This window comes from Flavitalea plasmicola (genome assembly GCF_030546645.1).
Classification (GTDB): Bacteria; Bacteroidota; Bacteroidia; order Chitinophagales; family Chitinophagaceae; genus Puia.
Genome location: NZ_JAUOTO010000005.1, coordinates 321487 through 347228, shown reverse-complemented (window position 1 = coordinate 347228; position 25742 = coordinate 321487). Strand labels below are relative to the sequence as shown.

Annotated in this window: 25 protein-coding genes; 12 read left to right on the top strand and 13 right to left on the bottom strand. The window is 52.1% G+C overall.

The features are described 5' to 3' along the window. Positions 1-226: 226 nt before the first annotated feature. The 7 genes from Q4E93_RS19780 (at position 227) to Q4E93_RS19750 (ending at position 9594) form a co-directional block, all read left to right on the top strand. Positions 227-1090, top strand: coding sequence for a hypothetical protein (locus tag Q4E93_RS19780; RefSeq protein WP_303588177.1), 864 nt, complete (start codon positions 227-229; stop codon positions 1088-1090). Positions 1091-1188: 98 nt separating this feature from the next. Then, positions 1189-1899 (top strand): response regulator transcription factor, encoded by a 711-nt coding sequence (locus Q4E93_RS19775; protein ID WP_303588175.1) that lies wholly within the window; start codon positions 1189-1191, stop codon positions 1897-1899. After that, positions 1883-3160, top strand: a complete 1278-nt coding sequence (locus Q4E93_RS19770; RefSeq protein WP_303588173.1) for a sensor histidine kinase — start codon at positions 1883-1885, stop codon at positions 3158-3160. The genes Q4E93_RS19775 and Q4E93_RS19770 overlap by 17 nt, the downstream gene beginning before the upstream one ends. Before the next feature lie 160 nt (positions 3161-3320). Further along, complete coding sequence (locus Q4E93_RS19765) at positions 3321-6146, top strand: TonB-dependent receptor (protein WP_303588171.1); 2826 nt, start codon at positions 3321-3323, stop codon at positions 6144-6146. A 17-nt stretch (positions 6147-6163) separates the two neighbouring features. Beyond that, entirely contained in the window at positions 6164-7588 is a 1425-nt protein-coding gene (locus Q4E93_RS19760; protein WP_303588169.1) for a hypothetical protein, read from the top strand. A gap of 54 nt (positions 7589-7642) precedes the next feature. After that, positions 7643-8566, top strand: coding sequence for a hypothetical protein (locus tag Q4E93_RS19755; protein ID WP_303588167.1), 924 nt, complete (start codon positions 7643-7645; stop codon positions 8564-8566). Further along, complete coding sequence (locus Q4E93_RS19750) at positions 8563-9594, top strand: YncE family protein (protein ID WP_303588165.1); 1032 nt, start codon at positions 8563-8565, stop codon at positions 9592-9594. Before Q4E93_RS19755 ends, Q4E93_RS19750 begins: the two co-directional genes overlap by 4 nt. A 20-nt stretch (positions 9595-9614) precedes the next feature. On the opposite strand, the gene Q4E93_RS19745 is transcribed toward Q4E93_RS19750, so the two are convergent. From Q4E93_RS19745 to Q4E93_RS19715, 7 genes are all read right to left on the bottom strand, one after another. Further along, positions 9615-10022, bottom strand: coding sequence for a hypothetical protein (locus Q4E93_RS19745; protein WP_303588163.1), 408 nt, complete (start codon positions 10020-10022; stop codon positions 9615-9617). A gap of 7 nt (positions 10023-10029) precedes the next feature. After that, positions 10030-10566, bottom strand: a complete 537-nt coding sequence (locus Q4E93_RS19740) for a GyrI-like domain-containing protein (protein ID WP_303588161.1) — start codon at positions 10564-10566, stop codon at positions 10030-10032. Positions 10567-10576: 10 nt separating this feature from the next. Beyond that, positions 10577-10891, bottom strand: a complete 315-nt coding sequence (locus Q4E93_RS19735) for a zinc ribbon domain-containing protein (protein WP_303588159.1) — start codon at positions 10889-10891, stop codon at positions 10577-10579. Between the two features lie 93 nt (positions 10892-10984). Beyond that, positions 10985-11629 (bottom strand): type II toxin-antitoxin system HipA family toxin, encoded by a 645-nt coding sequence (locus Q4E93_RS19730; protein ID WP_303588157.1) that lies wholly within the window; start codon positions 11627-11629, stop codon positions 10985-10987. Between the two features lie 42 nt (positions 11630-11671). Beyond that, positions 11672-12427: a hypothetical protein gene (locus Q4E93_RS19725; RefSeq protein WP_303588155.1), complete on the bottom strand. Its 756-nt coding sequence runs from the start codon at positions 12425-12427 to the stop codon at positions 11672-11674. 139 nt (positions 12428-12566) lie between these two features. Further along, complete coding sequence (locus Q4E93_RS19720; RefSeq protein WP_303588153.1) at positions 12567-13685, bottom strand: hypothetical protein; 1119 nt, start codon at positions 13683-13685, stop codon at positions 12567-12569. Next, positions 13672-14454, bottom strand: coding sequence for a ceramidase domain-containing protein (locus Q4E93_RS19715; RefSeq protein ID WP_303588151.1), 783 nt, complete (start codon positions 14452-14454; stop codon positions 13672-13674). Before Q4E93_RS19715 ends, Q4E93_RS19720 begins: the two co-directional genes overlap by 14 nt. A gap of 80 nt (positions 14455-14534) precedes the next feature. On the opposite strand from Q4E93_RS19715, the gene Q4E93_RS19710 reads away from it, so the two are divergent. Further along, entirely contained in the window at positions 14535-15428 is an 894-nt protein-coding gene (locus Q4E93_RS19710) for a DUF1684 domain-containing protein (protein WP_303588150.1), read from the top strand. Here the strand turns inward: Q4E93_RS19710 and Q4E93_RS19705 are convergent. From Q4E93_RS19705 to Q4E93_RS19690, 4 genes are all read right to left on the bottom strand, one after another. Further along, a complete protein-coding gene (locus Q4E93_RS19705; protein ID WP_303588148.1) occupies positions 15360-15656 on the bottom strand; it encodes a hypothetical protein in 297 nt (98 codons plus the stop codon). The genes Q4E93_RS19710 and Q4E93_RS19705 overlap by 69 nt on opposite strands. A gap of 114 nt (positions 15657-15770) precedes the next feature. Then, positions 15771-16040 carry a hypothetical protein gene (locus Q4E93_RS19700; RefSeq protein ID WP_303588146.1) on the bottom strand — a complete coding sequence of 90 codons (270 nt, stop codon included), beginning with the start codon at positions 16038-16040 and terminating at the stop codon, positions 15771-15773. A 20-nt stretch (positions 16041-16060) separates the two neighbouring features. Further along, positions 16061-16927 (bottom strand): phytanoyl-CoA dioxygenase family protein, encoded by an 867-nt coding sequence (locus Q4E93_RS19695; protein WP_303588144.1) that lies wholly within the window; start codon positions 16925-16927, stop codon positions 16061-16063. 80 nt (positions 16928-17007) lie between these two features. Beyond that, a complete protein-coding gene (locus Q4E93_RS19690) occupies positions 17008-17862 on the bottom strand; it encodes a helix-turn-helix domain-containing protein (RefSeq protein ID WP_303588142.1) in 855 nt (284 codons plus the stop codon). Between the two features lie 95 nt (positions 17863-17957). On the opposite strand from Q4E93_RS19690, the gene Q4E93_RS19685 reads away from it, so the two are divergent. Beyond that, positions 17958-18914 (top strand): NADP-dependent oxidoreductase, encoded by a 957-nt coding sequence (locus Q4E93_RS19685; RefSeq protein WP_303588140.1) that lies wholly within the window; start codon positions 17958-17960, stop codon positions 18912-18914. Positions 18915-19031: 117 nt separating this feature from the next. On the opposite strand, the gene Q4E93_RS19680 is transcribed toward Q4E93_RS19685, so the two are convergent. Together Q4E93_RS19680 and Q4E93_RS19675 are read right to left on the bottom strand one after the other, a co-directional pair. Then, positions 19032-20237 (bottom strand): MFS transporter, encoded by a 1206-nt coding sequence (locus Q4E93_RS19680; protein WP_303588130.1) that lies wholly within the window; start codon positions 20235-20237, stop codon positions 19032-19034. A gap of 52 nt (positions 20238-20289) precedes the next feature. Then, positions 20290-20598, bottom strand: coding sequence for a hypothetical protein (locus Q4E93_RS19675; protein WP_303588128.1), 309 nt, complete (start codon positions 20596-20598; stop codon positions 20290-20292). A 301-nt stretch (positions 20599-20899) separates the two neighbouring features. On the opposite strand from Q4E93_RS19675, the gene Q4E93_RS19670 reads away from it, so the two are divergent. The 3 genes from Q4E93_RS19670 (at position 20900) to Q4E93_RS19660 (ending at position 25724) form a co-directional block, all read left to right on the top strand. Next, entirely contained in the window at positions 20900-22384 is a 1485-nt protein-coding gene (locus Q4E93_RS19670) for a sensor histidine kinase (RefSeq protein WP_303588126.1), read from the top strand. A gap of 112 nt (positions 22385-22496) precedes the next feature. Further along, on the top strand, positions 22497-23576 hold the full coding sequence (locus tag Q4E93_RS19665) for a fibronectin type III domain-containing protein (RefSeq protein ID WP_303588124.1): 1080 nt from the start codon (positions 22497-22499) through the stop codon (positions 23574-23576). Positions 23577-23735: 159 nt separating this feature from the next. Further along, positions 23736-25724 (top strand): hypothetical protein, encoded by a 1989-nt coding sequence (locus tag Q4E93_RS19660; RefSeq protein WP_303588122.1) that lies wholly within the window; start codon positions 23736-23738, stop codon positions 25722-25724. The last annotated feature ends 18 nt before the right edge of the window (positions 25725-25742 follow it).

Below are 25742 nucleotides of genomic sequence, written 5' to 3'. Positions count from 1 at the left end.
TTCGGCTATAACTGTGCACAGACATGATCGGGATAATGCAGCTGATAGCAGTACAAGCTAAATCAGGCATAAGATTTGCGGAAAATAAAGTACGGTATCCTTACTTCACGGTGATGATCAGCCGCAATAACCCGCCAATTTCCAGTAACTTTTTTTAAGCCAGCCTTTGACGTATTGTCCAATACAGTACTATTTACTGATCGTTAATGTTATAAACAACCTTTTCATGACAAATATGCCCCAACGCATTCATCGCGTATTATCCATCGCTGTAATAATATTTTCAGTCTTGTTCGCCTTTACGGCCTGCAAGAAGCAACCCCCTCCGCCGCCGCCCGCAAAAGGGTCGTTGGTGGGTGAGGGAGGAGGATGCTATCCATACACTGTCCATGGCACCTATTATAATGGGATCCCGGCTCCGGACACCAATTATGTGGAAATTCATGTCGATGTCACCAGCCCGGGCTCTTACAAGATCACCACCCAACAGGAGAATGGGGTCTCGTTTTCGGCTTCCGGGACCTTTACTGACACAGGCCTGAATGTAGTGCACCTGAAATCCACAGGGACCTTTCTCGCCGATACTATTATTGATTTCCACACCTCCTTCGATAGCACCAGCTGTATTTTCCGGGTCAGCATAGAGGATAGTGCAGAACTTTCCATAGCGGACAATACGTGGGAGTTCACCGCCGGAGGCCACCTTTATCATGGCCCTGGCCATGCCGTCTATGCCAATTTTGTTGGGGGTTCCTTCTATTTTACATTTTTCGGATCCATGGCAGGCTACTCGGATACTTCGCTGACCATAAGATACAGAACTTTTCCCACCGACCCTGTTACCTGCTCTCATCCAACAACCGGAGATGCCAATAGCTTCCGTTTTACCACATCAATATTTTCCGCCGACCCGAAGGTATTTTTCACTGCGTCTCCGTCCACCCTCCCCGCAGTGATAGACATTACCCATTGCTCAAGCCATCTCTACTACTTCAATGGAACGGCCCGCGATTCGGCAGGAAACATCGTACCCATTACCAATGCCCGGTTTAGAGCGGATCATCCGGATGAGGCGGCTTCCCCCCAGTAACCTCACTGTTACCAAATCATTAAATTTTAGTTTCCGCATCAGAACCCGGAAAGCCGTTTACCTTTGCAGTTCCCATACCAAATCTAAACGGCGCAAGCATGAAGCTCCTGGTCATAGAGGACGAAATAGAATTATCCGGAAGTATCTGCTCCTATCTTAAAAGGGATAATTTTCTCTGTGACCCCGTTTTCAACTTCAATGATGCCATGGACAGGGTGAAAGCCAGGGACTACGATTGTATCCTGCTGGACATCTCCCTGCCAAAGAACAACGGGCAAATGGGCAATGGGTTGAACATATTGAATGAATTAAAACAGCTCGGCAAAGCGGACGGCGTACTGATCATCTCGGCAAAAAATTCCCTCAACGATAAATTACAAGGCCTGAATCTCGGCGCGGATGACTATCTCACCAAGCCATTCCACCTGCCGGAGCTTTCCGCCCGCGTAGCCGCCATCATCCGCCGCAAATGCTTCGATGGAAAGAATAAGCTGGTGGCGGATGACTTTGTCATCGATCTGCAGGACAAGATCGTAAAAGGGGAAAAAGGGACCATCGACCTGACACGAAAAGAATACGAGCTGCTGGTGTACTTTGTCAGCAATAAGAATAAGGTGGTGACAAAAGAGGCGATCGTCGAGCACCTCTGGGGCGAACAGATCGACATGAACGACAATCACGATTTCATCTACACGCACCTGAAAAACCTGCGGAAAAAACTGATGCAGGCCGGCTGCGCCAACCATATCAGCGTCATTTACGGGATGGGATACAAATTCAATGTCGGCGGCAATGAAAAAAAGAAGTGAAAAAGAGATAGCTCTGCTGACCAGGTATTCGCTGATCAATTTCCCCCTCCTGGTGGGCACCTTCCTCGTCTCCAGCCTTGTCCTTTATCTATCCACGAAAGTGATCCTCATCCGTGAAATGGACGGCGACCTGGGGGGCATCGAAGAAAACCTGCGCACCTACGTCATCCGGCACGACGCACTGCCGGACCTCTACCCGCTGGACGAGGAAAAGATCAGCTTCAAGGCCACAGGCACGCAAAAGCCCGAAAGGAATTTCAAATTGCTGCAGATGTACAGCAACAGGGAAAAGAAAATGCACAATTTCCGGAAGCTTGAATTCCCTCTTTTTTTCCATGACAGCTGGTACCAGGTGACCGTGGCCAAACCCCTGGAAGGCATGCGCCATCTCTCCAGCGCACTTATCAACATATCGATCATCACTATCCTGATAACGATCCTCCTATCCATCGTTATCAACCGGCTGGTGCTCAAACGGCTCTGGAAGCCCTTTTATGCCGCCATGAATGTCATGCGGAATTTCAAGCTGGGCAAAACAGAGTCTCCCGTCTTTCCTGCAACCAGGATCAGGGAGTTCGCCTTTATGAACAAGAGCCTGCTGGAAGCCACCGAAAAGGCGGAACAGGATTACCTGTTGCTAAAGGAATTCACCGAGAATGCGTCGCACGAGATCCAGACACCGCTGTCCATCATCCGAAGCAAGCTGGATATGATGATCCAGGAAACAGGGCTCTCCAGGTCGCAAAGCGAGCTGGCAAAAAGCGCTTACTCCGCGGTGAAAAAACTTTCGCGCCTGAACCAGTCGCTGCTGCTGCTGGCCAAAATAGAGAACGGGCAATTCGACAATTCCTACCAGATCGATCTCAAAGAAAAGGTAGAAGAAAAAATAGCGCAGTTCCATGAATTATGGGGCAGCCGCGATATCAGGTCCTCCTACTTACTGCAGGACAGTCAGCTGCTGATAAGCCCTGAATTGCTGGACGTCCTGCTGAACAACCTTTTCAGCAACGCCACCAATCACAATATTCCCTCCGGGGCGATCTCCATTACGCTGGAGCAACAGCTGCTCATCATCAGCAACACCAGCTCCACCGGTGCGCTGGATGAAAAAAGACTGTTCCGCCGCTTCTACAAAGAGTCGGTCAACAGCAACCACAATGGACTGGGACTGTCCATTGTCAAACAGATCTCCAAAGTGTCTTCCATCCATACTGATTACGCCTATTCCGATGGCCTTCATTCCTTTATGTTGAGCTGGTAATCTGCTTTCTGTGTTTTTTCTGAAGATATTCTTACTTTATCATTAGGTAAACGTCATCGTTACATTAACTCTCTCCGGCCGCCCGTCCATTAACAAACCGCCCCTCTATTTTTGCCTCTCATCAGGACTTAACTGTACATCATCCATGCATCATCATTCAATGCACCGAAATATTTTTACCGCCCTGGCTTTGATCTTTACGGCATCTGCTTCCGCCATCGCCGGCGGGATCAAAGGTTATGTATACGATAAGCATACAAAAGAGCAATTGATCGGGGCCACGGTCACGCTGCAGCCTTCTCATCTGAAGAGCACGTCATCGCTGGACGGCGGCTTCCTGTTCAAGGACCTTGACGAAGCCACCTACCAATTGCATGTCTCCTACGTCGGCTATGCGGCGATGGACACCAGCATCGTCGTACGGAAGAATGGCATTACCACCGTCAACATCTACCTGACCAGGCAAGCCACCAGCATTTCGGATGTCATGGTAACCTCCGCCCTCAACGGAGGTTCCGACGAATTCGCCAAACGAAGGGAAATGTCGGCCAATAGCATCGTGAACATTGTCTCATCCAACGCCATTGCGATATCGCCTGACATCACCGTCGCCAACGTCATGCAGCGCATTTCCGGGGTCTCCATCGAGCGGGGCAGCTCCGGCGACGGGCAGTACGCCATCATCAGGGGAATGGACAAACGCTACAATACCACCCTGGTCAACGGGGTGAAAATACCCAGCCCCGACAACCGGAACCGGTATGTGCCCCTGGATATCTTTCCTGCCGAACTGCTCGACAGGATTGAAGTCATAAAATCCCTCACGCCTGACATGGAAGCAGATGCCGCGGGTGGCGTGATCAACCTGGTGATGAAGAATGCCGGCAATAAATTCCGGCTTGAAGGCAACGTGGGGACGGGTTATAGCGACCTCTACTTCAACCGTGACTTTTATTCCTACATGAAAGGCTCCATCAATGTAAAGTCACCGGCAGAGATCACGGGCCCAGGTGTCTTTGCACCCCTATCGGCCTTCCCCTATCAGAATGTCGTGACCACCGGCGGCCACGCGCCTATCAACAAGAATGCGAACCTCACGGTAAGCGATCGCCTTCTGAAAAACAAGCTGGGCATCATATTCTCCGGCAGCTACCAAAATGCCTACAGGGGCAGCAATTCCAATACGTTGCTGCAAAGCCCCACCGTCCCTCCCGCGGCAGATGAGACCCATCCGCAGTTGCCGGCTTTTTCAGACATCTATGCGCGCCGTTACAGCTCCCGCATCGACCGGTCCGGAGTCGAGACCAAGATCGACTATGACCTCAATGCCGGCAACTCCATCAGCTTATTCGCCACTTACCTTCAGCTGAATGAAAGAAGGACCCGTCTGACCAGCGATTCCTTGCTGGGCGGCTATTCCACGGCCAACGACTATGTGGGCCCCTATGCGATCTATGATAAGGCGGAGACCAGGTCCGATCTGCAAAGCATCTATAATGCCACGCTGCAGGGTAAGCACAAACTGAGTGGCGGCTTCACCACCGACTGGTCCCTGGTGGCCTCCCGGGCAAAAAGGGAAGTGCCCGACAACGCACAGTTCTCCACCGCCAGGGGCGTTAATCCCAATACAAACACCGGCACTTATACTATTTCGCCACCCGTGGTAAGGAACCAATCCCGGGAATGGATCCGCAACACCGACAAGGACCTGGCGGGATATCTCAACTTCCATTACGCCAAAGACATCGCCGGTCATCATGCCCTCTTCGGCCTCGGCGGTATGTACCGGCATAAACAAAGGGACAACTATGACAATGCTTACGATCTGACCCCTGTAAGTGATCCCAATTCCAATGATGAGCAGTATATATCCATCCCTGCTTCAAAGTTCACCTTCGTTCCCGCCAACGGAGCGTTGGGGAATGCCGCCGGCAATCCGGGCATATATAATTTCAAGGAGGACGTGGGCGCCGCCTATGGCCAGGTGAAATACAACGTCTCCCCTGCGCTGGAACTACTGGGCGGTCTCCGGATGGAAAGCACCCATCAGCAGTATATATCCTCCCTGCCTGTCAGCGTCGACGGCAAATCGGCAGATATCAAATACATCGATCTGCTGCCAAGCCTGCAGGCAAAATATTCCTTTGACGAGCGGAAAGCGCTGCGCTTTTCCTATTTCAGGTCCATCTTCCGCCCCGCTTTTGCAGACCTCATCGCCTTTCCAGAACGGGGCAGTTCGAATGACAGCTATGAGACAGAGGGGAATCCTCATCTTCAGCACACGACGATAGACAATTTCGATCTCCGTTATGAAATTTTCCCAAAAGGACTGGACCAGTTCATGATCGGGGCTTTCTATAAGATGATCACTGACCCCATCGAATACGCTTTTACACAAAGTGGATTCGGAGGCATCGTCCTCTCGCCCAACAACTTTGGTAATGCCAATAATTTCGGCGTGGAGTTGGTCTTCCGGAAATACATCGGCAATTTCGGAGTATCCGGCAACTACACTTACACGCATTCCGACATCAATGCCGCAAAGAACTTCTATTATCAGTCATCCGGCGGTCAGGCCCTGAACGTAAGGGTCGATGAGCACAGGCCCCTCCAGGGACAGAGCGCGCACATCGGTAATTTTTCCTTTTTGTATAAAAGCCGTCGGAATAAGATCGATGCCCAGATCGCGCTGGTCTACACGGGCGAAAGGATCAACACCCTGTCCTTATACAAAGGCCTCGACAACTGGGAAAAGCCTACGGTCAACCTGGATCTCTCCGCTCAAAAGGAATTCGGCAAACATTATATCCTGTATGTAAAGGTCAACAACATCCTGAACACGCCGTTCCATTTGGTCATCAAGCAGAACAACAGCAGCTACAGCGGTAAGTTCAGGCTTCCCTTCCAGGAGAGCCCCCATTACATAACGGTCCAGTATGATAAATTCTATGCGACTTATTCCATGGGGTTCAGATTTAAATTTTAAACATAACACAAACAAATATGCGACAATTAAAGCTCACAGGCATCGGTGTCGTACTGACACTGGCAATAGCTTCCTGTAAAAAAAGTGATAGTTCCAACGTCTCGCAGGCGCAGATCCAGGTAGGTCAGCCTGTAAGTTCAGCCGCACCCCTCACCGGGTCTATCAAAGGCACGATGCTCACCGGGCAGACCTATACTATTACAGGCGACGTGACGGTGAATGCCGGAGATACTTTGCTGATCCAGAAAGGCGTGACCGTCAACGTAAAAAATGCCGCCGCCCTCATCGTCAACGGCACGATGGTAAGCCTGGGAACAAAAGACGCTCCCGTGACCATCACGGACCCTTCACGTGCAAAGGCCACCGGTTCCTCCACCGCCACTTCTGATTCCGCTTATGCAGGCGGATGGTCCGGCATCTATTGCGGCCCCACCTGTCCCCTGCTGGTCATCAAATGGACACACCTGGATTTTGCGGGTGCCGGCATTCAAACCATTCCTTTCACCGGCCCCTCCGTTGGCGACCAGTATTGCATCTACTTCGGCAATCCCAATGGCAATTTCATCATGGAAGACTCCTGGATCTACGGCACCCCGGACGATGCCGTACGCTTCTACGGCGGCCATGTGAACATCATGCGCAATACGCTTGAAAAATGTGGCGGCACTGGCGGCGACGGCTTCAACGCCAAAGGCGGTACGCAGGGCAATATGGCGTACAACCTCATCATCGGCGGCGCTACCAACGGCACCAAATCCTCCAACGACGGAGGCATCCAGCCCCAGTGCATGATCGCCATGTACAATAACACATACGTCAATGACGGTTTCAGGAATACGGGCACCTTTGGCGCGAGAAGTGGTTCCATCGAAGTGGAAAATAATTCAAGGGCATTGGTGTATAACAACCTCATCGTCAATTGTGCTTTCGGCGTCAGGATCGCCGGGGGTAATAATGTCACCGCCAAAGTTTACCTGGCCGATACCACCGGTCCGCACGCAGGCGACCCTATCACACAGACCGCCTACGGCTATAACTATTTCTACGGCGACGACGTAAGCATCACCAACCAGTTCGTACCGACCAATGTAGCGCAGGCCGTGGTTACCCATCCCCAGGCAACGGGTGTTCCCAATATGGCCACCTTCCTGGGTGCCTCCTATACTTTCGGCATGCAATACGACGGCGCCTCACTCGTAGGACAGAATAACCCCATGTTCGTCAGCTATCCGCTGCCCAACCTGAACTATAAGACCCAGGCCTCCGTGGATGCCTACAACTTCCATTTACAAAGCAATTCCCCCGCCATCGGGAAAGGCTTCCAGGGTTTTTCAGCCATAGCCAACGTACCGGTGGATCCGAACTTCGGCTCCAGCGGCATCACGGGTCCCGGCAAGGACATCGGCTGCTACCAGGCCGACGGCACAGGCAACCAGCATTGATTTACCGATCCCTGTTGGCAACTTTGTTGCCAACAGGGATTATTACCCCGCAACATGACGACAGCTGTATTGACAAAACGACTCTTCACCTGGTCGCTGGCGGCCCATGGTTTCCTTAGCGCCTGCACAAAACATACAGGCGCCGAAACATCGCCTCCTGCATCCACCGCACCGTTGACCCTGGGGCCCCCGCACCAATTGCCGGCTCAGTTAAAGGAATCCTCCGGTCTTTGTTACACGGACGGAGCCCTGTGGAGCTTTGGCGACAGCGGCAATCCAAACGCGATCTATAAGATAGATACGGCCACAGGCGCGATCCTGCAAACGATCATCATCGCCAATTATCCGAACTCGGATTGGGAAGACATTACAGCCGACGCATCCTATATCTACATTGGCGATACAGGCAATAATGACGGCGACAGGACGGACCTTAAGATCCTGCGCATTAAAAAAAGCGATATCCCGGCCGGCGCAGGCGTCATCAGCGTAACGGCCGAAGCCATCCATTTTTCCTACACGGACCAGCTCGATCTGTCTTCCAACAGCAATACCAATTTCGATTGTGAAGCCCTGGTGAGCATCGGGGACAGCCTGTACCTCTTTACCAAGGACAGGGGCGATCTGCAAACCCGCTGCTACCATCTTTCCAGGGATCCCGGCACTTATGCATTATCGCCCGTTGCTTCATTCAATACAATGGGAAAGATCACGGACGCGACCTATGATCCCGCAACAAGGACATTGGCCTTGCTGGGCTATATGGATAAAAAGAACGATTCCTTTATCTGGTTTTTTAAAAACTACCAGGGTGATAACTTCTTCAAAGGCGATACCGCCCGTTATACGATCGCAAGCCGTTCGTCTGACTGGCAGACAGAAGGTCTTGCCTATCTCTCTGCGGGGACGATGTTCCTGAGCTGTGAGTCCACCCCCACCCATCCGGCAGCACTGTATACTATTAAAATAAATAAATGAAAAATACGCTCGCATTTCTCCTGGCAGCCTTATCCTGCCATTTTTCCCTTCTTGCCCAATCCAATGCATCCGGCATCGGCCTGCTGAAAAAGACCCTCATCGGAGGGGAAGGCGGATGGGACTATATCGCCGTAAGCACGGACGACAGGAGGTTATATCTTTCTCATGCCACGCAGGTGGAAGTGCTGAACGCGGATACGCATGAAAAGATCGGCATCGTTCCCGGCACCAAAGGCGTGCACGGCATCTGCCCGATCCCATCACTGGGAAAGGGTTTTATTACCAACGGAAAAACGAATAATGTCACCGTGTTCGATCTCACGACATTGAAAACCATATCCACCCTGCCTGCGGGTGAAAACCCCGATGCGCTGTTATATGACACCTACTCCAACAGGGTCTTTATTTTTAATAACGACAGCAGGAATATCACGGTCATCGATGCCCCGACCAATAACATCATCCGGACCTTCGACGTGGGCGGCAACCCGGAGACAGGCGTAACAGATGGTCATGGCACTATCTATGTCAACCTGGAAGATGCCAACGAGATCGTGGTATTTGATAGCAGGACGCTGGCCATTCAACATCGCTTTGCCTTGTCCCCCGGCCAGCAGCCGACAGGCCTGGCCTTCGATAAAAAAAACCACAGGCTCTTTAGTGTGTGCCGAAAAAGCCAGCTGATGATGGTGCTGGATGCCGACAATGGCAGGATCGTCGCCCAGCTGCCGATTGGAAAGGGAGTCGACGGCGCCATCTTCGACGATCATACCGGATGGGCTGTCTGCTCCAACAGCGATGGCACCCTGACAGTGGTAAAAGAATACGGTCCCGGCAAATTCGGGGTCATCGATACGATCAATACCCAGCGCGGCGCAAAGACCCTGGCTTTTGACAACAGGACAGGGCATTTGTTCACCGTCACCGCACAGCTGGGAGAGACGCCGCCACCCACGGCGGATAACCCGAAACCCAAGCCGGCTATTGTACCGGGAACATTCACGCTGCTGGAATATGGGAAAAAATAGGGAGACCGTGACCAGACAGGTCACGGGTTCATCTTCGCAAACACAACACCTGCCACCACCGCCTGGCATAGACCATACACAAACCAACTGGCCACCATGATCAAAGTGACATCCAGCGAGCTGAAGGTGATCCACATCACGGGCACCAGCGCTACCCCTGCATAGACCAGCCCGAACTCCAATCCCCTCATGACGAAATTGCCCTTGAAAAGACTCTTGAACCTTTCCCAAAACCAGGACAAGGCAAAGCTGACCACAAAAGCATGCGCATAGAACAGGATATCCCTGTTACTGTCGGAAGTAAACATGGGATTAATGTATTTGATGAAAAGGAAAGGCAGGAATTGAATGGCCAGGTACAGTCCACCGTAGCTGACTACAAAGAGAATGACGCCCGCCACCAATGCGGGCTTGAGTATTTTTGTCATATGAGGATCATTTAACGAACTGGTAGACGTCCGTTCGTAATTCCGAAGGATCCTTCACGGACATGGGATCATTCAGGTAAACTTCAAATGGAGCATCACTCGCAATTTTGCCTTGCTGCTGCAGCCATTTGGTAATGGCGGCGTACGCCATTCCAATCTGCTCATACGGCCCTTGGTAATGCGCCACAACGGCATTCCCCGCCAGGACTTTATTTATCTTTATCCTGCCGGTCGTTACACGTGCGGGACTATCGACCTGAACAGCCACATCCATGATCATTGGCGGCCGGGATGAATGATAAAAGGCCATCACTTTCCCCGGCTTCAGGTGATTCTTATTGATATAAGTGAAGATCTCTACGTAGCCATCGCCCAGGACACGGCTTATATCTGTAATCGCTGCGGCCGTATCGCGGATCATCAGGATTGACATGGGACTCACCATTGTCATTTCCAGCTCTACCGTCGGCTTTTTTACTGTGTCGGCATGGCTCGGGGCCTGGCCGGTGGCCAATAACCACAAACAGAAGGTGATCAGGTTCATAAACATACATTTAATGGTCCTTGTCCGATGGCGCTGCACCCACCGGACCCATGTTTTGCCGGGGCGCAGCCCCGCTCCAACGTTTCAGGAAGGGCAGCCGGCCTACAGCCAGATTCACCAGGTCGGCGGGCAGGTCCAGCTTCGCCATCCGGGCCCTCACCCTGTATTCCATACCGGCCAGTGTCATCTCGGGATGCACGAACGCGCCATGCTGGTAGCAAAATTTGCAGTATTCAAGGCTGGCCGACCCGTCCTTCTCCGTGCCAAGCACAGCCTTGCTGTCCAACGGCATGCTGCAGCTCTGGCAAAATTTTTCAGTGCTCATATAAGGAACTTTCAGCAAATCTACTCCTTAGGACCGCCGATGGATATGACGGCCGTCACCCCGGGTCATAACAATTGTCATGTGCTTTTTTCCTTACCTGAGCCCTAAACTCCTATGCCTTTCTCCTAGTATGTCTATATATTTTTTCTTTGCCTCATCACTCAAAAAACTACGCTCCACCAATTCCATGGCTTTCAGGGTCCCTCTCATGATCGCGTCCACGACAGTCCCGGCCAGACCTGGATTGATACCTGTCATTTCCGCAAATATCACGAAGGACGCACGGGTATAGGTCCCGAAATTCAAATAAGCCTTTTCATTATAGTCACCTTTGTAGAGGCCATCATGCAGGGCTAGACGGCTGTCATCGACGTGCAGCGCTGTGCATAAAAGATCATAAACTGGTGAGAGCACATAATCACCCTGCTCGGTTTCCATAAGCGCGAAGTTTTTAAGATGTGCATCTCCGTTAGCAATAAGGTAATTAAAGACCAGGAGGCGGAAAAATTCAAGCAGCACAACCGGCGCTGCCGCCACATGTCGTCGGATCTGTTGCGCGATATCCAGGTAAGAAGCATTGTACTTAAAATCATCTCCTTCTCTCTCGGGTGTCTTTGCCAGGAGGCTGGCAAAATCCTCCACCTGGTATTTGCCGGTCCCGTCCGGCTTGTAATCGAAACGCCAAGGCTCATTTACCAAAAAAAGCGAAGTAAACTTCGCTTTCAGGCGTTTTTCCAATAATTAAGCTTTTATAACAGCCAAATACGAAGTATACTGCGCTTACACCCCCTCCATCAACACCTTCTTATACAAAGGCATCAGCTGCAGATCCCCAAACCCATAAATACTCTCACAATTCCAGAATTCCCTGAAAACAATCTTAAAATCAGTCTGCCCATTCTGCATGATCGCCGCCAGCACCCGCTCCGGCCTGCCCCTCTGCCCATTCGCCGGGAAACGTTCGATATGCGCTTCGATCACCTCCTGCACATAAGGAAAGGCGCCTGTCCGGCTCTGCGAAAGCCGCCGCAATGCAGCAAGGTCGCCATTTTTATAAGCGGCCCACAGATCACGCCCATATTGAAGATCCGCTGCAGTCAATAAGATCCTGTTATCAAAAGCTTCCTTTATTTGCGCTGTCGTCGCCGGTCCAAACCCATTCCAGAAATGCTTATCCTCCCGGGAAAGCCAGGACGTATACACCACATAAACCTTTTTCTCCACCGCCATCCCAGCCAATAAGGAAAGCACAAACCACATATTGACCTGGCAAAACAGGTCAAACTCGAACCAAAGGTTGAACTCCGCACCCGGAGGAGCCGCCAGTATCTTTTCAAATTCCGCCACCACCATCCGACGGTATTCATCTTCCGGCAATCCCATAAAGGCCGCCCGGCTATGCCAGAAACCCGGCAGATCGTCCCCTCCCAGGTCGCCATCGATCAGCCCTTCCCTATCCACGATCACCTCACCCGTGATGGCCGCGGCAGGAAAGCTGTACGCAAGACTATCTCCATTCAGCACATGATATATCATAGAAAGCATAATATAATATAGGCTCAAATAAGCCACATTTTTCATGCCTGATTATGGAATTATAAAGGTTTACACTGAGATCAAAGCCTGTGTAGACTCCTATTGGACGGGGATACGCGCTACTGATCCAATTGCCGCATTAATGCGGGACATTATTACATACAAATAAAGGCTCCCGATCGCCGCCATCCGTATCGCGGAATTTCCCCTCCAGCATGCTCTGACCTGCATTGGCAGGATTGTTCCCCCTGCCCAGCGGCCAGGTCCCCCGCGTATCGGCGATGCTGATCCCCACCAGGGCAGCGACATGCAGGCCAAAATCGGTGCAGTTGTTCCTGTTGAGATTATAGGTCGCGTGGTCATATCTTGCCAGCAAGTCCAGTATCCGTTCAAACCGTGCCGCTGAAATAAACTTACCAATGGATTCATCCCAGTCATGCAATGCGTCATCCTTGAATACGGAGGGCGCCCTTATATGCAGCGGCGTAGCCGAAAAGATATTCTTTTTATGCGGATAAAATCCAAATGAGCGCGCTGTAAAGCTATTGTCGGAATTATATTTTATCAAGGTAATGAACGTGTGCCCCACATTGTTGATATGGGTGAATGAGCGCCTTTTACCCGGGATCGGTTGTTTGGCATGCAGGATCAATGCATAGGATATCGCCGTCTTACCATCATCGAACGATTCCCGGAGGTCGCATACCTCCACAGGCGGCGAGCTCACCCCCGGGCTTGCAGCAAGGGACGACAAGGAATCCACGTTTTGCATATAAGAAAAGGTAGCGCTATCCACCAGGGTTGTGCCTTCGGCGGCGGCATCACCCTCAATGTCGGCGTGGGCAATCTCCGAACGGGCAAAGGCAGGCGCCCTATACCATGACAGCAGCGTATTCTTCCTGTACTCCCCGGCTTTGTTGTAAAATTTCATCGCCAGCGGATACAATTTGAGCCTGGCGGAAAACCGGGCCAGGTTAGTGAATAATCTGTACCCCCTCCTGCTATCAGGGATCAGCCTTTTTATTTTTATTACCTTAAGCAATCGCTTCAGCCCTTTCCGGTCGTCCCTTGTCCGCTGATAGTCCGCCTCTGCTTCCAGCAGATCAGGCGCGATGTCCGCTTTTTGCATGTGCCCGGCGCTCACGGGTAAAAGAGAGTCCGCAAAGCGAAGATCCGGGAACAGTCCCTTGTCAGCATGGCCATGCAAGCCCGTCAAAAGGAATACGATGCCCGGCAAAAATTTCTTATACAGCGTCATATGAAAAATGTTTGAACTGAAACAAACGGACAAGATACAGGGTAGCCACCGCGGCAGCCAGGTGCTTCAATGTGTGCCCGCTGACAAAGCCGGTAAAAGCATAAATGAACCGGTCGAATATATCGCATGCTTTCGCAATGAAATACCAGATGACGACCCCGGCCAGCTGCTGCCCCCCTCTTCTACTGCCAGCCGAAGGGAAGAGCCATAAGATCAGCGGAATGAGCAACATCGGGTAATATTGAACAAGGATATACAACCGCAGATCGCCTGCCCCCTGCAACTCCGTGTAATGCCACCACCATACGCTGGTCACTCCTGTAATAACCAGGGGCCCCAGCAGAAGCCCACCCAGCCTGGGATTTACAAACTCAGACAGGGTAGCCGACAGCAAAGACATAAAGACAATGGTCATCGGTATGCGGTCATATACCAGCGTATTATTATCCGGAGCAATGTGGTACCATGCGGACCCCAGGCCAGTCAGCAATACCCCTGCGAACAGTACGGCATAGATCGAAGGCACGGGTCCCGGGGCAGATGACCTTCCCACCATTATCAACCCGACAATGCCTGTTATTATAAAAGGAAGGTTGCTGACGACATTGAAAAAATGGGGGATGCCCCATAAAGGGCGCTTGTCCGCAAAATCATGGTAGACGCCTGACTCGGGTATGGCGCCGGCCATAAACACCCCCACGGTCGCCAGGATGGTCAGTACGATCAATATCGATACTTTATTGCTGAAAGAAATATTTGCATATTTCACTTTAGTCTACTATTTTAGTAGACTAAAGTAATACAATTTCTGTTAAGTCCAAACTAAAATCAGGTCTAATTACATAATCTATGCTACGTCTATATCGACTCCTGCTTTCCATCATCAGCCTGTTGTGGGCTGGTGACCTCCTTGCACAGACCACAGTGAGCTACGCCCGGGAAATAGAAGCCTGGCACGTTTCACGAATAAACAGTTTGCGGTCCGCCGACGGGTGGCTTAACCTGGCAGGGCTTTACTGGCTCGAAGAAGGGAAGAATAGTTTTGGAAGCGATCCGGGCAATAAGATCGTCTTCCCAAAAGCCTCCATCGCAGGATCAGCCGGTTATTTCGAGCGCAACGGCAATACCGTGAAGATCGTCGTCCAGGATAATGTCGACATTAAAGTAAACGGTATTGCGGTGAAAGAAGCGGTGATCTACGACAAAGATCCCGGTCGCCCTCCCGTGGTATCCCACGGCAGCCTGCGCTGGACCATCATCCGGCGGGATGACAGGATAGGCGTCCGGTTGAGGGATGTAGAGAGCCCGCTGGCCCTCGGCTTTAAGGACATCGATCGGTATCCCGTTGACAGCACCTGGAGGATCGTCGTTACCCTGCGGAAAGAAACGTATCCTCAAACGATCGCCATTACCAATGTGCTGGGTCAGACCAGCCAGCAGCAGACGCCGGGCAAATTGGTCTTTACCATCGGCGGCAAACAATATTCGCTGGATGCGTTGGAAGAAGGCGACCATCTTTTTATCATTTTTGCCGATGCCACCAGCGGCAAGACCACTTACCCGTCCGGCAGGTTCCTGTACGTAAATAAGCCGGACGCAGATGGCGCCACTTTCATCGACTTTAACAAGGCATTCAATCCACCCTGCGCCTTCACCCCCTATGCCACCTGTCCCCTACCGCCCAACCAAAATGTACTGGATCTGGAAATTACCGCAGGCGAAAAAGATTATGGGCATCATTAGCCACCTGCGATCCAGGCCTGTATGCAGCCGTACGCTATAGTCCGTGGCGGATGTCAGCCTGATCTTCATGGGAAAAATGTCCTCGCGGCTCAGCAGCAAACAGGAGTCCCTGTCGGTCACCGGAAGATAGAACATGCCGTCCTGCATCGTACCGGTGATCAATCCGGAACCTTTGGCAATGACCCGGACACCCTCCAGGGGCGTACCATCTTCCGCGGATGTCAGCATGCCACTCACAGTTCGGGAAGGATTTTGACTAAAGGCGGCCTGCGCCAACAGGATGCAAAAAATCATCGGAATCGTTGCAAGACGGAGCATGATCTCAATGTTGAAGTGAAAAAACTAAGCCGGCACGGCACGCTTTTCTTTCATTACGGTGAGTGAATATTGCCGGCCTATCCTGCCCGCGGCGGTATAGGCTGCGGTGATCACCTCCTGGAGCGTCGTTACGCCGCGATAATTGTATTCCCTGGCGGTCTCCACCGTGCCGGATGACGAAGCCTCTCCTTCGCGTACCGGCACGAACAATCCTTTTTCCATTTCAATGTCTAATCTTTCATAATCGCCTTGTTCGGCATTCCTCAGCTGTACTCTCGTGATGTATTTACTCATGATCATAAGGTTTTTTGTGTTTACGATTGCCTCTTAGCCTGTAAGGCAGCCAAAGAGATCTTACGCCCCGACGGGTTCAGACTAAGCTGCGCTAGCTTATGATAGAATGGCGTGGGGCTCGCAGCCGATTTCGGCTGATAATCGCCCGTGATAATGGGGATATACATCACCCTTCTCCTGCTGGCTGCTCCCGGAAGAGGCGACTGCTGGACCCGGTGCCATATGCGCCCGTCATGAACGGTAAGGTCGCCGGCCGCAATGTCGAAGCCCACCTCCCTCGCATCCGCATTATTGTCAATAAAATATTTTTTCCGGAACAGAAGCCGGAACAACCCTTGCTTGTGGGTGCCCGGCAATACCCTCAGCCCGCCATTTTCAAAGGGACAATCATCCAGGTGCAGTCCGACATTCAGCATCGGCCGGATCCGCCTGCCGAGGAACAGGTCCCTCGGACTGTCCGTATGCCATCCCAGCTGACGAAATGCGCTGTCCGGGGTATTGACATAGTGATTGACAACCAGGCCGTCCTTTTCATTTTCCCCGATACGCCCCTGGTAATCTCCCAGCAGCGAAGTCAGCGCCGCGAGCCGCGGGTCCTGTAGAAATTTCTTCAGCACAAGGTTGTAATGGGAGGCAAAAGCGATCCGTTGAATAAGAGCGGATCCGTCCACGTCCTGTCCGAACTTCAGGGGTATGCCATTGACCTTGGAAATGCCATGATCCAGGAGGTAACGCTGCGTCCCGGCGATCTCGTCCAGGAGTAGCTTCACCGTAGCTTTGTCTATAAAGGATTTGAACTGAATGATGCCGTGTCTGTCGAAATAACGGGTTTGCTCATGGGTGAGTGTATCGCCGAAATAAAATCCACCGGTCGCTTTCTTACTCATATCTCTTATTTAGTCTACTAAATTAGTAGACTAACGTTATATAAGCAAATTTATTTTGAAGAGGATGCCTCTGCACCAGCTTAAACGCCCATCTTCTTCCTGTACGCCGAAGGACTCAACCCTTTGTGTTTTTTAAATACCCGGTTCAGGTGACTCTCATCTGTAAAACCCAGCTCATTCACGATCTCGCTCATACGCATGTTGCTATACCGGAGGCGTGTTTCCACCAATTTTAACCTGTAGCCGTTGATGTACTGCTGCAGACTTTCGCCCGTATGTTTCCTGAAGTACTCGTGTATATAACGGGGCGAGATATTAAAGTGGCCGGCTATCACCGCAGACTTCAGGTTTTCAGGGAGATGGATCTGCTCATGGATATAGCGGATGATCTTCGACGAATGACCCTGCTCCGCGATGGTATTGGCTGAGCCGATCAGCCAGATATTCCTGGCTACGATGGTTATGATGGTATTAACGAGGTGCTGAACTACTTCCGTGTGAAACTCCTGCCGGTCTGCATATTCCCGGATGATGCCATCTATAAGGGCGGCAACCAGCGGCTTGTCATTCCTGTTCTGCAGGATGCACCCGGGCAGGTGATAGTTGCTTTCCAGGATGTACTCCAGCTTTTGTATCCAGTCTCCCAGGTTACCGTGCTGATGCTTTCCCTTCTGCGCTTTCAGATAAATGTCATTGAAACGAATGAACAGAAAGGAGGTCAGCTCCTTTACCTCGAAAGAATGCACATGCTGGGGCAACAGTAAAAAAAGAGTGCCCTCGTCATATTCGAAGGTATTTCCGTCGATGAAATGCGTGCCTGCCCCCTTTACGATGTATACCAGCTCAAAGAAGGTGTTCTTGTGGTCTCCCATCGGACACTCTTCGAGTTCCTGGCACTCGATCTCGTATGGCTCGAACAGATTGTGGATGAACATACCCCCGAATTTACATAATTAACCGTGGATTATACAAGGAAAACCTATCAATCATAAGGAAATTTGTGCCATCCAATCATTAAAACAGTTTATTTATGAAGGCAATGGTCTTAAAAAGCCCCGGCGGCGTCGAAAACCTGATACTGGAAGATATACCCGTTCCCACCATCAAAGACGATGAGGTCCTGGTAAAAATAAAAGCGATCAGCGTAAACCCTGTGGACGCGACACTGCGCAGGAATGGCGATTTTCTGCGCCTGGTCCTGCACCTGAAAAAAGACGAAAATCCAGTGCTTCTGGGATGGGATATCTCAGGTGTGGTAGAACAGACCGGCAGCGCAGTCACGCGCCTGCGCAAAGGCGACGAAGTGTTCGGCATGGTGAACTTCACCGGCCATGGCAAGGCATATGCGGAATATGTCGCCGCCCGGGAAGACCACGTGGCGCTGAAGCCGTCATCGGTCACACACGCGGAGGCCGCTGCCGCCACCCTCGCGGCCTTGACGGCCTGGCAAACATTGGTACATCTGTCGGGGGTAAAAGCCGGCGACAAGGTGCTGGTCCACTCAGCGGCCGGCGGGGTTGGGCACTATGCAGTACAAATAGCCAGGCACCTGGGAGCTTATGTCATCGGCACTTCCTCCGCCGTCAACAAGGATTTTGTGCTCGGCCTCGGAGCTGATGAACACATCGATTACTCGAAACAGCGTTTTGAAGAGTGGGTGAATGATGCGGACGTCGTGGTTGACAGTGTAGTGGAAAAAGATCACCTCGAACGCTCGCTACAGGCATTGAAGCGCAAAGGCAAGCTGATCAGCCTGGTCGTATTCCCGGACGAGCGGTTATCACGGTTAGCCCTGATGAGCAGAAAATTCCTTTACCGGATGGAGGTAGGATCCGACGGCGCAGATATGCAGGCCATCGCGGAGCTGCTGGGAAAAGGCCATCTTCGCAGCCATATCTCCCGGACTTTTAGCTTTCACGAGATACCCCTGGCGCACAAGGAGCTGGAGACCGGGCATACTAGGGGGAAAATAGTGATCATGATGTGAGTAATGAAACAGCCGGCCAGCAGCAGCCTTTTCTCATATGACTGTGCCTGTTATTGGAGACGATCGTTGCTGAATTATTGATCTTGGCGATAATTGACTTCTGGAAGGCAGCTCGGTTCACTTCACCCCATACCTCTTCCCACTCACCCACAACACCACCACCCCAATTAAAGTAATTAAAAAATATCCCTCCCCTATCTCCAATTGCGACACGGGCCTGATGGTAGCCGCGATCCCGTAGCTCAGCAACGAAGTGATCGTATACGCCAACCCTCCGGCCAGCCCGCCGGCCGTCCCGGCCGCCTGCGGAAATCGGGCCAGGCAATAGGTGAAATAATTATTGAAGACAAATCCCGCCGTGACATGTATGACAAACGCAAAAGCCACCATCGTCCAGACATTGCTCAGCCAGAACGAGGCAGCCATCATCGCCAACACCAGCAGGCCCTGTATCAAATACCCCACCCTGTTCTTCGGAAGGAAGGGCCGCCGGATCAACCCCTTTCCAAAAAAGCCGCCGCACATCCAGGCCGCACCCAGCAACAATGATACATAGCCCGCCACCACCGGTGAATAATGCATGGTATGCTCGATGACAAAAGGGCCCGTCAGGCTGAAGAACATGATCATCGCATAAGACAATCCCAGCATCAGAAGGCCCGCCACAAAATCCGCCGCGGAAAGGATCTTCCGGTAATTTCCCAGCACCGTCCGAAAATGCAGCGCAGCCCGGATCCGGATCGTCTCTCCCGAAAAAATACCCTGCAGGGTAAAAAGCAACAGCCCGTAAATGGCCAGCGCATAAAAGTTCGATCGCCACCCAAAGCTATGCTCCAGGTAGCCGCCCACGAAAGGCGCCACGATCGGTCCCACCGACCAGACGATGGTCATCAGGCTGATGTATCCCCTTCGTTTTTCACCTTCATAGATGTCTGAGAAAAAAGCCCTGGCCGCCACCACGATAAATCCTACGCAAAGCCCTTGCAGGACCCGCATGGCATAGATAAGCGCAATATGTTTGCTCCAGGCCGTCGCCAGACAGGAAGCTGAAAAGACCAGCAACGCAGTCATGCTGATCCTATATCTGCCAAAGGCATCCAGGAAAGACCCCGAGATCAATTGCGATAAACCATAACTTACAAGGAACAAAGACAGCGTCAGCTGCACGGCGCCATCCGAAACACGCAGATCATGCGCCATAGCCGGCATCGAAGGCAGGTAGATATCCGTACCAAAGCCGGAGATCGGCACAATAAAATAAACGACTACCGTGGCTATATTATACTTACCGGGCGAGAGTTTGCCCATCCCCTGAAACAACATGAAGGCAAGATACGAATTTCCTTCGCAGCCCTGCAGTATGCAACGCCCGGGATCAGGCCGTTAGAAAATGGTTGGAAATGCTGAACGATGCATTAGCCCCATGGCCTCTGTCCTTCACGCACACCGTTGTGCTATCGTCGGCTATGAGGGTGATGACATGAAGGCACTCGTTCTTTGTGCCGTTCACAGCCCTGGTGATCACGTCCCATAATTTTTCGGTGAGCATTTTTTCCTCCGCAAAAAAAGAAATGCCGTCAGGGATCCCGTTCAGGATCACATTGCCCCGCCTCATCGCTAAAGGCTGCAAACGTTGCATCAGTTGGTTGACGAGCTGGTGGAGAGAGATGGATTGGCTTTTCATACTTTGATTTTTACAGGATAAAATAAAAGAGCGCTGATGACACAACAAAGGAAAGGCGAAAAATATATTTTCCGATCAAACGGTCCCGGGTAATTCCTGTTTTTACATCTTAATTCGCCTGCTAATAAATACTTTCCTGTAAAAAAAGCTTCACTCCTCCGGCCAGGATCTGCACGTACTATTTTGCTTAAGTACATCCACTTACTAAAAAGCGCGGCGATTTTTTAATTTCATAAAGTAAGAACCTCCTATCGTCGTGCCGCCACGATTTTCCCGGCAAATTTGCTGTAAATCTTATTCAATGAAAATTACCAGCGATCCACCCGTAAAGATCCATCTCCCGTTGATGAAGGATCTCCTGGACTACATGGACCAGGGAGCCATTCTGACAGATGAAAATTATCACATTGTCTGCTTCAACGCTACCGCCGACACCATGGTCCGGAAAGTACTCGGCAAGCAGCTCACACCCGGAGGCTCCGTTTTCTCCTATTACGATCAGCAGCTGAAAGATCAGCTAAAGACAGCTAAAGGGCCTGTAAGAACAGGCAATTCCCTGGTTTGGCAGCGCTCCTTCCTGGCGGAAACGCCTGTGGTATATCAATTTTCAACAGAACCTTTCAGCTCTGCCAAGGGATTCTCCGGCCTGCTGATAAAGCTGATGGACATCACCGAACATGTCCGGATGGAAGATGCCCTGATAAAAAGTAATGAACGCTACAGACTGGCCACGCTCGCCAGCTACGATATGATCTGGGAAAGGGATTTCGCCAGCGGTAATTATTTTTTCAGCGAAGCCCTGATGGACAACTTTGGTTATGACAACCTTGAAAAATGGACCTGGGCGCAGGTGATGAACAAACTGGTGCATCCGGATGACAGAGAGATGGTCATCAATTTTGTTGCCGAATGCTACCGGGAAAAAAAAGAGCTGTTCCGTTGCCCCATTCACCGGTACATAAGGAAAGACGGGACGATCGTGTGGGTGGATGTCCGCTGCATTGCCATCTATGATACGTCTGGCCGCAATATCCGCACCGTGGGCGTCACACGCGACATCTCGCGGGAGCATCTCCTCGAACAGGAGCTGCTGCACCAGACCCAGCTCCTCAAAACATCCAACCAGGAACTGGAACGATTTACCCATTTAGCCTCCCATGACCTCCGGGAACCCCTGCGGATGGTGAGCGCTTTCCTGCAGCTGTTGCAGAAAAAGTATAAAGACAGCCTGGATGAGGATGCCCGGAAGTATATAAGCTTTGCACTGGACGGCGCAGACCGGATGCAGGTCCGTGTTCAGGGCCTGCTCAAGCTGGCAAGGGCCGGGGCCGCGGGAAATAAAGCGCAGCTGTCCATGACAGCCGTCGTCCAGGATGTCTTACAGGACCTTTCCCTCAGCATCGCTGATAAAAATGCCACCCTATCGATCTTATCTCCCTTGCCCGAGATCTATTTCGATAAAGATCAAATGCAGCTGGTGCTCATGAACCTGGTCGGCAATGCGCTTAAATACACCGAAGGGCAGCCGCCCAGGGTAGAGATCGCATGCGCCGACGCCAAAGATTACTGGCAGTTCAGCGTCAGGGACAATGGCATCGGCATTGAACCCCGCAACTTCAAAAGGGTGTTTGAATTGTTCCAGCGGCTGCATTCGCAGGATGAATACGAAGGCTCAGGCATCGGCCTGGTCATCGTGAAAAAGATCGTCGAACAGGGTGGCGGGCAGGTCTGGGTCGAGTCATCCCCTCCCAATGGCTCCTGTTTCTATTTCACAGTGCCTAAATAGAGAGATTCATATATTACTATTTTTCATATATTGCAATACCTGCCGCTATACCTAGGTACACCTTAGGTTTCATCAGACCCTCGCTTTACTGATAAATCTTAAAATCACGGTCATGAAATGTTTTACAACAACCACCGGCATCGCTGTGCTCGCCGGAGTCCTATGTATGGCAGTTTCCGGCTCGGCAAAAGCGCAATACCCCACTTCCTGCACCGGCGTCGGGTCCAGGGCGAACAGCAACGGCCAGGCCAACAATTGCCCCAACGTCAGCGCTACCCCCTATGCATCCAATTTCACAGGCACTTCGTATGCAACGGTCCCCGTAACGGCGAAAACAGGCAATTTCCAGCTGACCTACACGGGCGCCAATGCTTCCCTTACCCCCTATGCCATCACCAAAGTGTGGCTCACCACCACCGGCAGCACCGTCCAGTCGGTGGCCTTCGGCCCCGCCGGCGTACCTACGGTCAGCGGTGGCAATACCCTGGTCAACTATTGCTTTTATGGTTCCAACCTGCCCTCTGCCGGCACGCTGTCCCTCCAGCTCACCAATCCCCAGACAGGCGTCGTATGGGGCATCTGCTCATACGATGCTTCCTGCAACAGCAACTGCGTGGTCGTGGCCAATCCCACTACGCTTCCGGTCACCTTTTCCTGGTTTAAAATAACGGAAGCAGAGGGGTCCACCGTCAGGCTCGCCTGGGAGACGGCACAGGAGCAGAACAACAAAGGCTTCGACATAGAAAGACAGGAGAAAGATGGCAGCTTTGTCACCATCGGCTTCGTTCCATCGGCCAATACTGGCGGCAACAGCAGCAATAAGACGGACTATATTTTCGTTGATAATAATATTCCATCCGGCGAGGAAGTGAGGTACCGCCTCCGGCAGATTGACCTGGACGGAAAGTATGATTATTCCAGCATTGCCACGGCACTGGTGAATGGCGTATCCCGCCTGCCCCTGATATATGCCGCCGGCCGCCAGGTGATCATCTCTTTTCCCTCCCCTGCTCCTGCCCGCCGATATGACGTGCTGGTCCATGACACCCAGGGAAAGTTAATTCGCCGCCTGCAGGTGCCCGGCACGGGCAGCACCACCATCGATGGCCTTTCCGCCGGCCATCTCTACCTTATCACATTGAATGACGTCCAGGGCGCCCGAAAGGCCGTCAGGCCCGTATTCGTCGACTAGCCGTTGCGATCATCCTATAACTGATTAAAATCCAATATGTTGAAAAAATAAAGAAAATATATAACCCTCTCGGTTACATAAAGGTTCCCGGGACGTACCAATGATAAGTATAAGCCAGGTAATTATTTGCCGGCCCCCTAACCCCTTTAATCCGTGTCAATGAAACCCTTCGTTACCCTCTATGTCCTGCTATGCGGACTGATCCCTTTCCCGACCCATGCGCAGCTGAATAATGGCGGCCTGTACGCAGCATTTGGCATCGATGCGGACACGCGCTCCAACTACATGAAGTACGGTGTCCCCATCGCCAGCGATGACTGGTTCTCGCCCTCCGCCTCCGGATACAATGTAATTGACACCACCAACGCCGCGGCCTATTTATCCCTCCTCCAGGCTGGCAACAATATATCATTCAGCCAAAGGATGTCCGTGCCCCTCTATACGAAGGTCAACGGGAAGCTGTGGCTGGACGCCGCCTACGGCAGAGACTTTGTCGCCACCGCCTCTCTGAAGGACAGCACCGCATTTACCACCGCCTGTAAGAACGGCGACAACCCTTCCACCTGGACGGGCGGTATCACCAACTTCCCCGCGAAGGACGACCTGCTGGATTGCTACGCCCACATGCGCAGGGACGGCAGCACCGTAAATGATTCATTATGGCTGTTCACCGGCGTATCCACCTATGGTACTTCCGGCGCACGCTACTACGATATAGAATTATACAAGAATAGCTTCACGTACAACGCAGCGACCGGGGTCTTCTCTACTGCCGGTCCGGATGCCGGCCATACCCAATGGCTTTTCGACGCAGCCGGCAATATCACCCAGACAGGAGATATCATCGTGGCGGTGAACTTCTCTCCTGGCTCCGCCCCGGTGGTGGATATCAGGATCTGGGTGAAGCAAACCACCTGGAGCACGGTGTCGCCCGCCCATTTCAGCTTCAACTCGAATTTCAGCGGGTCCACCTACGGTTATGCTTCCATCGTCTCCAAAACAGGCAGCACGGCCTTCGGCGCCGGCCTCTCCAATTATTCCGCAACAGCCACGCAGGACACCACCTACGCCACCCCCTGGGGCAGCAACAATGGCACTTCCGGCTGGTCGACACAATACGAATCCCTGCAATTCATAGAAGTAGGGTTGAACGTCACCCGCATCGGCCTGGACCCTGCCCTGTATACCGCACTGGGCCCCAGCGCCTGCGCATCCCTGTTCTCCAATATCTTCTTCAAGTCCAGGTCGTCGAACTCCTTTACCTCCAACATGCAGGACTTCGTCATTCCCCTGGTGTTCCTGCGCACTCCTGTAATGGACTATGCGCTGGTGCCCGATACACTGCGCTGCAACAATAAAACAGGCACCATCCAGATCAATAACAGCACCACCACCGGCTACTACACATGGGCAACTTCCAATGGCGACATCGTCAGCGCCAACAGCGACAGCTCGCAGCTGAAGATCGATAAGCCAGGCACCTATATTCTTTCCGCATCGCCGGCACAGGGCTGCCCTGCTACCCGGAAGGATACCATCGTCATACCCATCGACACTTTCCCGCCCGTGGCTTCCGTCAATATTCTCATGCCCCCGGGCAACAGCTACCTGCAGCTGTACGGAGGCAATCCGACGGCCAGCAACTATGCCACTCCTTTCGGAGGGTCAAAGGGACTCTTGTATGACTGGACCGGCCCGGCCGCATTTACCTCCACCATCCAGAACCCAAGGACAGCGGATACGACCTGGGGGACTTACAAGCTAACGGTGACAGAAAAACGAAATGGTTGCACCCGCACGGCCAGCCAGTCCGTCAGCAGGGCGAATTTCATCGTGCTGCTGGCCAATGACCCGCAGCCGGCAGGCCTGTCCGCCGCAGACCCCCGCTACCGTCCAAAATATTACCTCACGGGCAATGTCCCCGCATCCGCCGCCACCTCCCTCATCGCCAACAGCGAAGGGGAACGCAATGCGGTGATCGCCTGCTACGACATCAATGGAGAAATGCTTTGGAGAAAGCCCGTACACTTTAACAAAGGCTTGAATTCCTTCTATCTGGCCGGAACAGCCGGTCATCACCTGGCTACGCGGATACTGGCCGTGTACGTCGATGGAAAAATGGATTATGTGGTGAAGCTGGTAAAGTAAAGGGATCACACCGCCTCA

Excerpts from the sequence above, each read along its gene's own strand:
- Q4E93_RS19780 (WP_303588177.1), top strand. The coding sequence starts at position 227 with ATGACAAATATGCCCCAACGCATTCATCGCGTATTATCCATCGCTGTA.
- Q4E93_RS19775 (WP_303588175.1), top strand. The coding sequence starts at position 1,189 with ATGAAGCTCCTGGTCATAGAGGACGAAATAGAATTATCCGGAAGTATC.
- Q4E93_RS19770 (WP_303588173.1), top strand. The coding sequence starts at position 1,883 with ATGAAAAAAAGAAGTGAAAAAGAGATAGCTCTGCTGACCAGGTATTCG.
- Q4E93_RS19765 (WP_303588171.1), top strand. The coding sequence starts at position 3,321 with ATGCACCGAAATATTTTTACCGCCCTGGCTTTGATCTTTACGGCATCT.
- Q4E93_RS19760 (WP_303588169.1), top strand. The coding sequence starts at position 6,164 with ATGCGACAATTAAAGCTCACAGGCATCGGTGTCGTACTGACACTGGCA.
- Q4E93_RS19755 (WP_303588167.1), top strand. The coding sequence starts at position 7,643 with ATGACGACAGCTGTATTGACAAAACGACTCTTCACCTGGTCGCTGGCG.
- Q4E93_RS19750 (WP_303588165.1), top strand. The coding sequence starts at position 8,563 with ATGAAAAATACGCTCGCATTTCTCCTGGCAGCCTTATCCTGCCATTTT.
- Q4E93_RS19745 (WP_303588163.1), bottom strand. The coding sequence starts at position 10,022 with ATGACAAAAATACTCAAGCCCGCATTGGTGGCGGGCGTCATTCTCTTT.
- Q4E93_RS19740 (WP_303588161.1), bottom strand. The coding sequence starts at position 10,566 with ATGAACCTGATCACCTTCTGTTTGTGGTTATTGGCCACCGGCCAGGCC.
- Q4E93_RS19735 (WP_303588159.1), bottom strand. The coding sequence starts at position 10,891 with ATGAGCACTGAAAAATTTTGCCAGAGCTGCAGCATGCCGTTGGACAGC.
- Q4E93_RS19725 (WP_303588155.1), bottom strand. The coding sequence starts at position 12,427 with ATGATATATCATGTGCTGAATGGAGATAGTCTTGCGTACAGCTTTCCT.
- Q4E93_RS19720 (WP_303588153.1), bottom strand. The coding sequence starts at position 13,685 with ATGACGCTGTATAAGAAATTTTTGCCGGGCATCGTATTCCTTTTGACG.
- Q4E93_RS19710 (WP_303588150.1), top strand. The coding sequence starts at position 14,535 with ATGCTACGTCTATATCGACTCCTGCTTTCCATCATCAGCCTGTTGTGG.
- Q4E93_RS19705 (WP_303588148.1), bottom strand. The coding sequence starts at position 15,656 with ATGCTGACATCCGCGGAAGATGGTACGCCCCTGGAGGGTGTCCGGGTC.
- Q4E93_RS19700 (WP_303588146.1), bottom strand. The coding sequence starts at position 16,040 with ATGAGTAAATACATCACGAGAGTACAGCTGAGGAATGCCGAACAAGGC.
- Q4E93_RS19695 (WP_303588144.1), bottom strand. The coding sequence starts at position 16,927 with ATGAGTAAGAAAGCGACCGGTGGATTTTATTTCGGCGATACACTCACC.
- Q4E93_RS19690 (WP_303588142.1), bottom strand. The coding sequence starts at position 17,862 with ATGTTCATCCACAATCTGTTCGAGCCATACGAGATCGAGTGCCAGGAA.
- Q4E93_RS19685 (WP_303588140.1), top strand. The coding sequence starts at position 17,958 with ATGAAGGCAATGGTCTTAAAAAGCCCCGGCGGCGTCGAAAACCTGATA.
- Q4E93_RS19680 (WP_303588130.1), bottom strand. The coding sequence starts at position 20,237 with ATGTTGTTTCAGGGGATGGGCAAACTCTCGCCCGGTAAGTATAATATA.
- Q4E93_RS19675 (WP_303588128.1), bottom strand. The coding sequence starts at position 20,598 with ATGAAAAGCCAATCCATCTCTCTCCACCAGCTCGTCAACCAACTGATG.
- Q4E93_RS19670 (WP_303588126.1), top strand. The coding sequence starts at position 20,900 with ATGAAAATTACCAGCGATCCACCCGTAAAGATCCATCTCCCGTTGATG.
- Q4E93_RS19665 (WP_303588124.1), top strand. The coding sequence starts at position 22,497 with ATGAAATGTTTTACAACAACCACCGGCATCGCTGTGCTCGCCGGAGTC.
- Q4E93_RS19660 (WP_303588122.1), top strand. The coding sequence starts at position 23,736 with ATGAAACCCTTCGTTACCCTCTATGTCCTGCTATGCGGACTGATCCCT.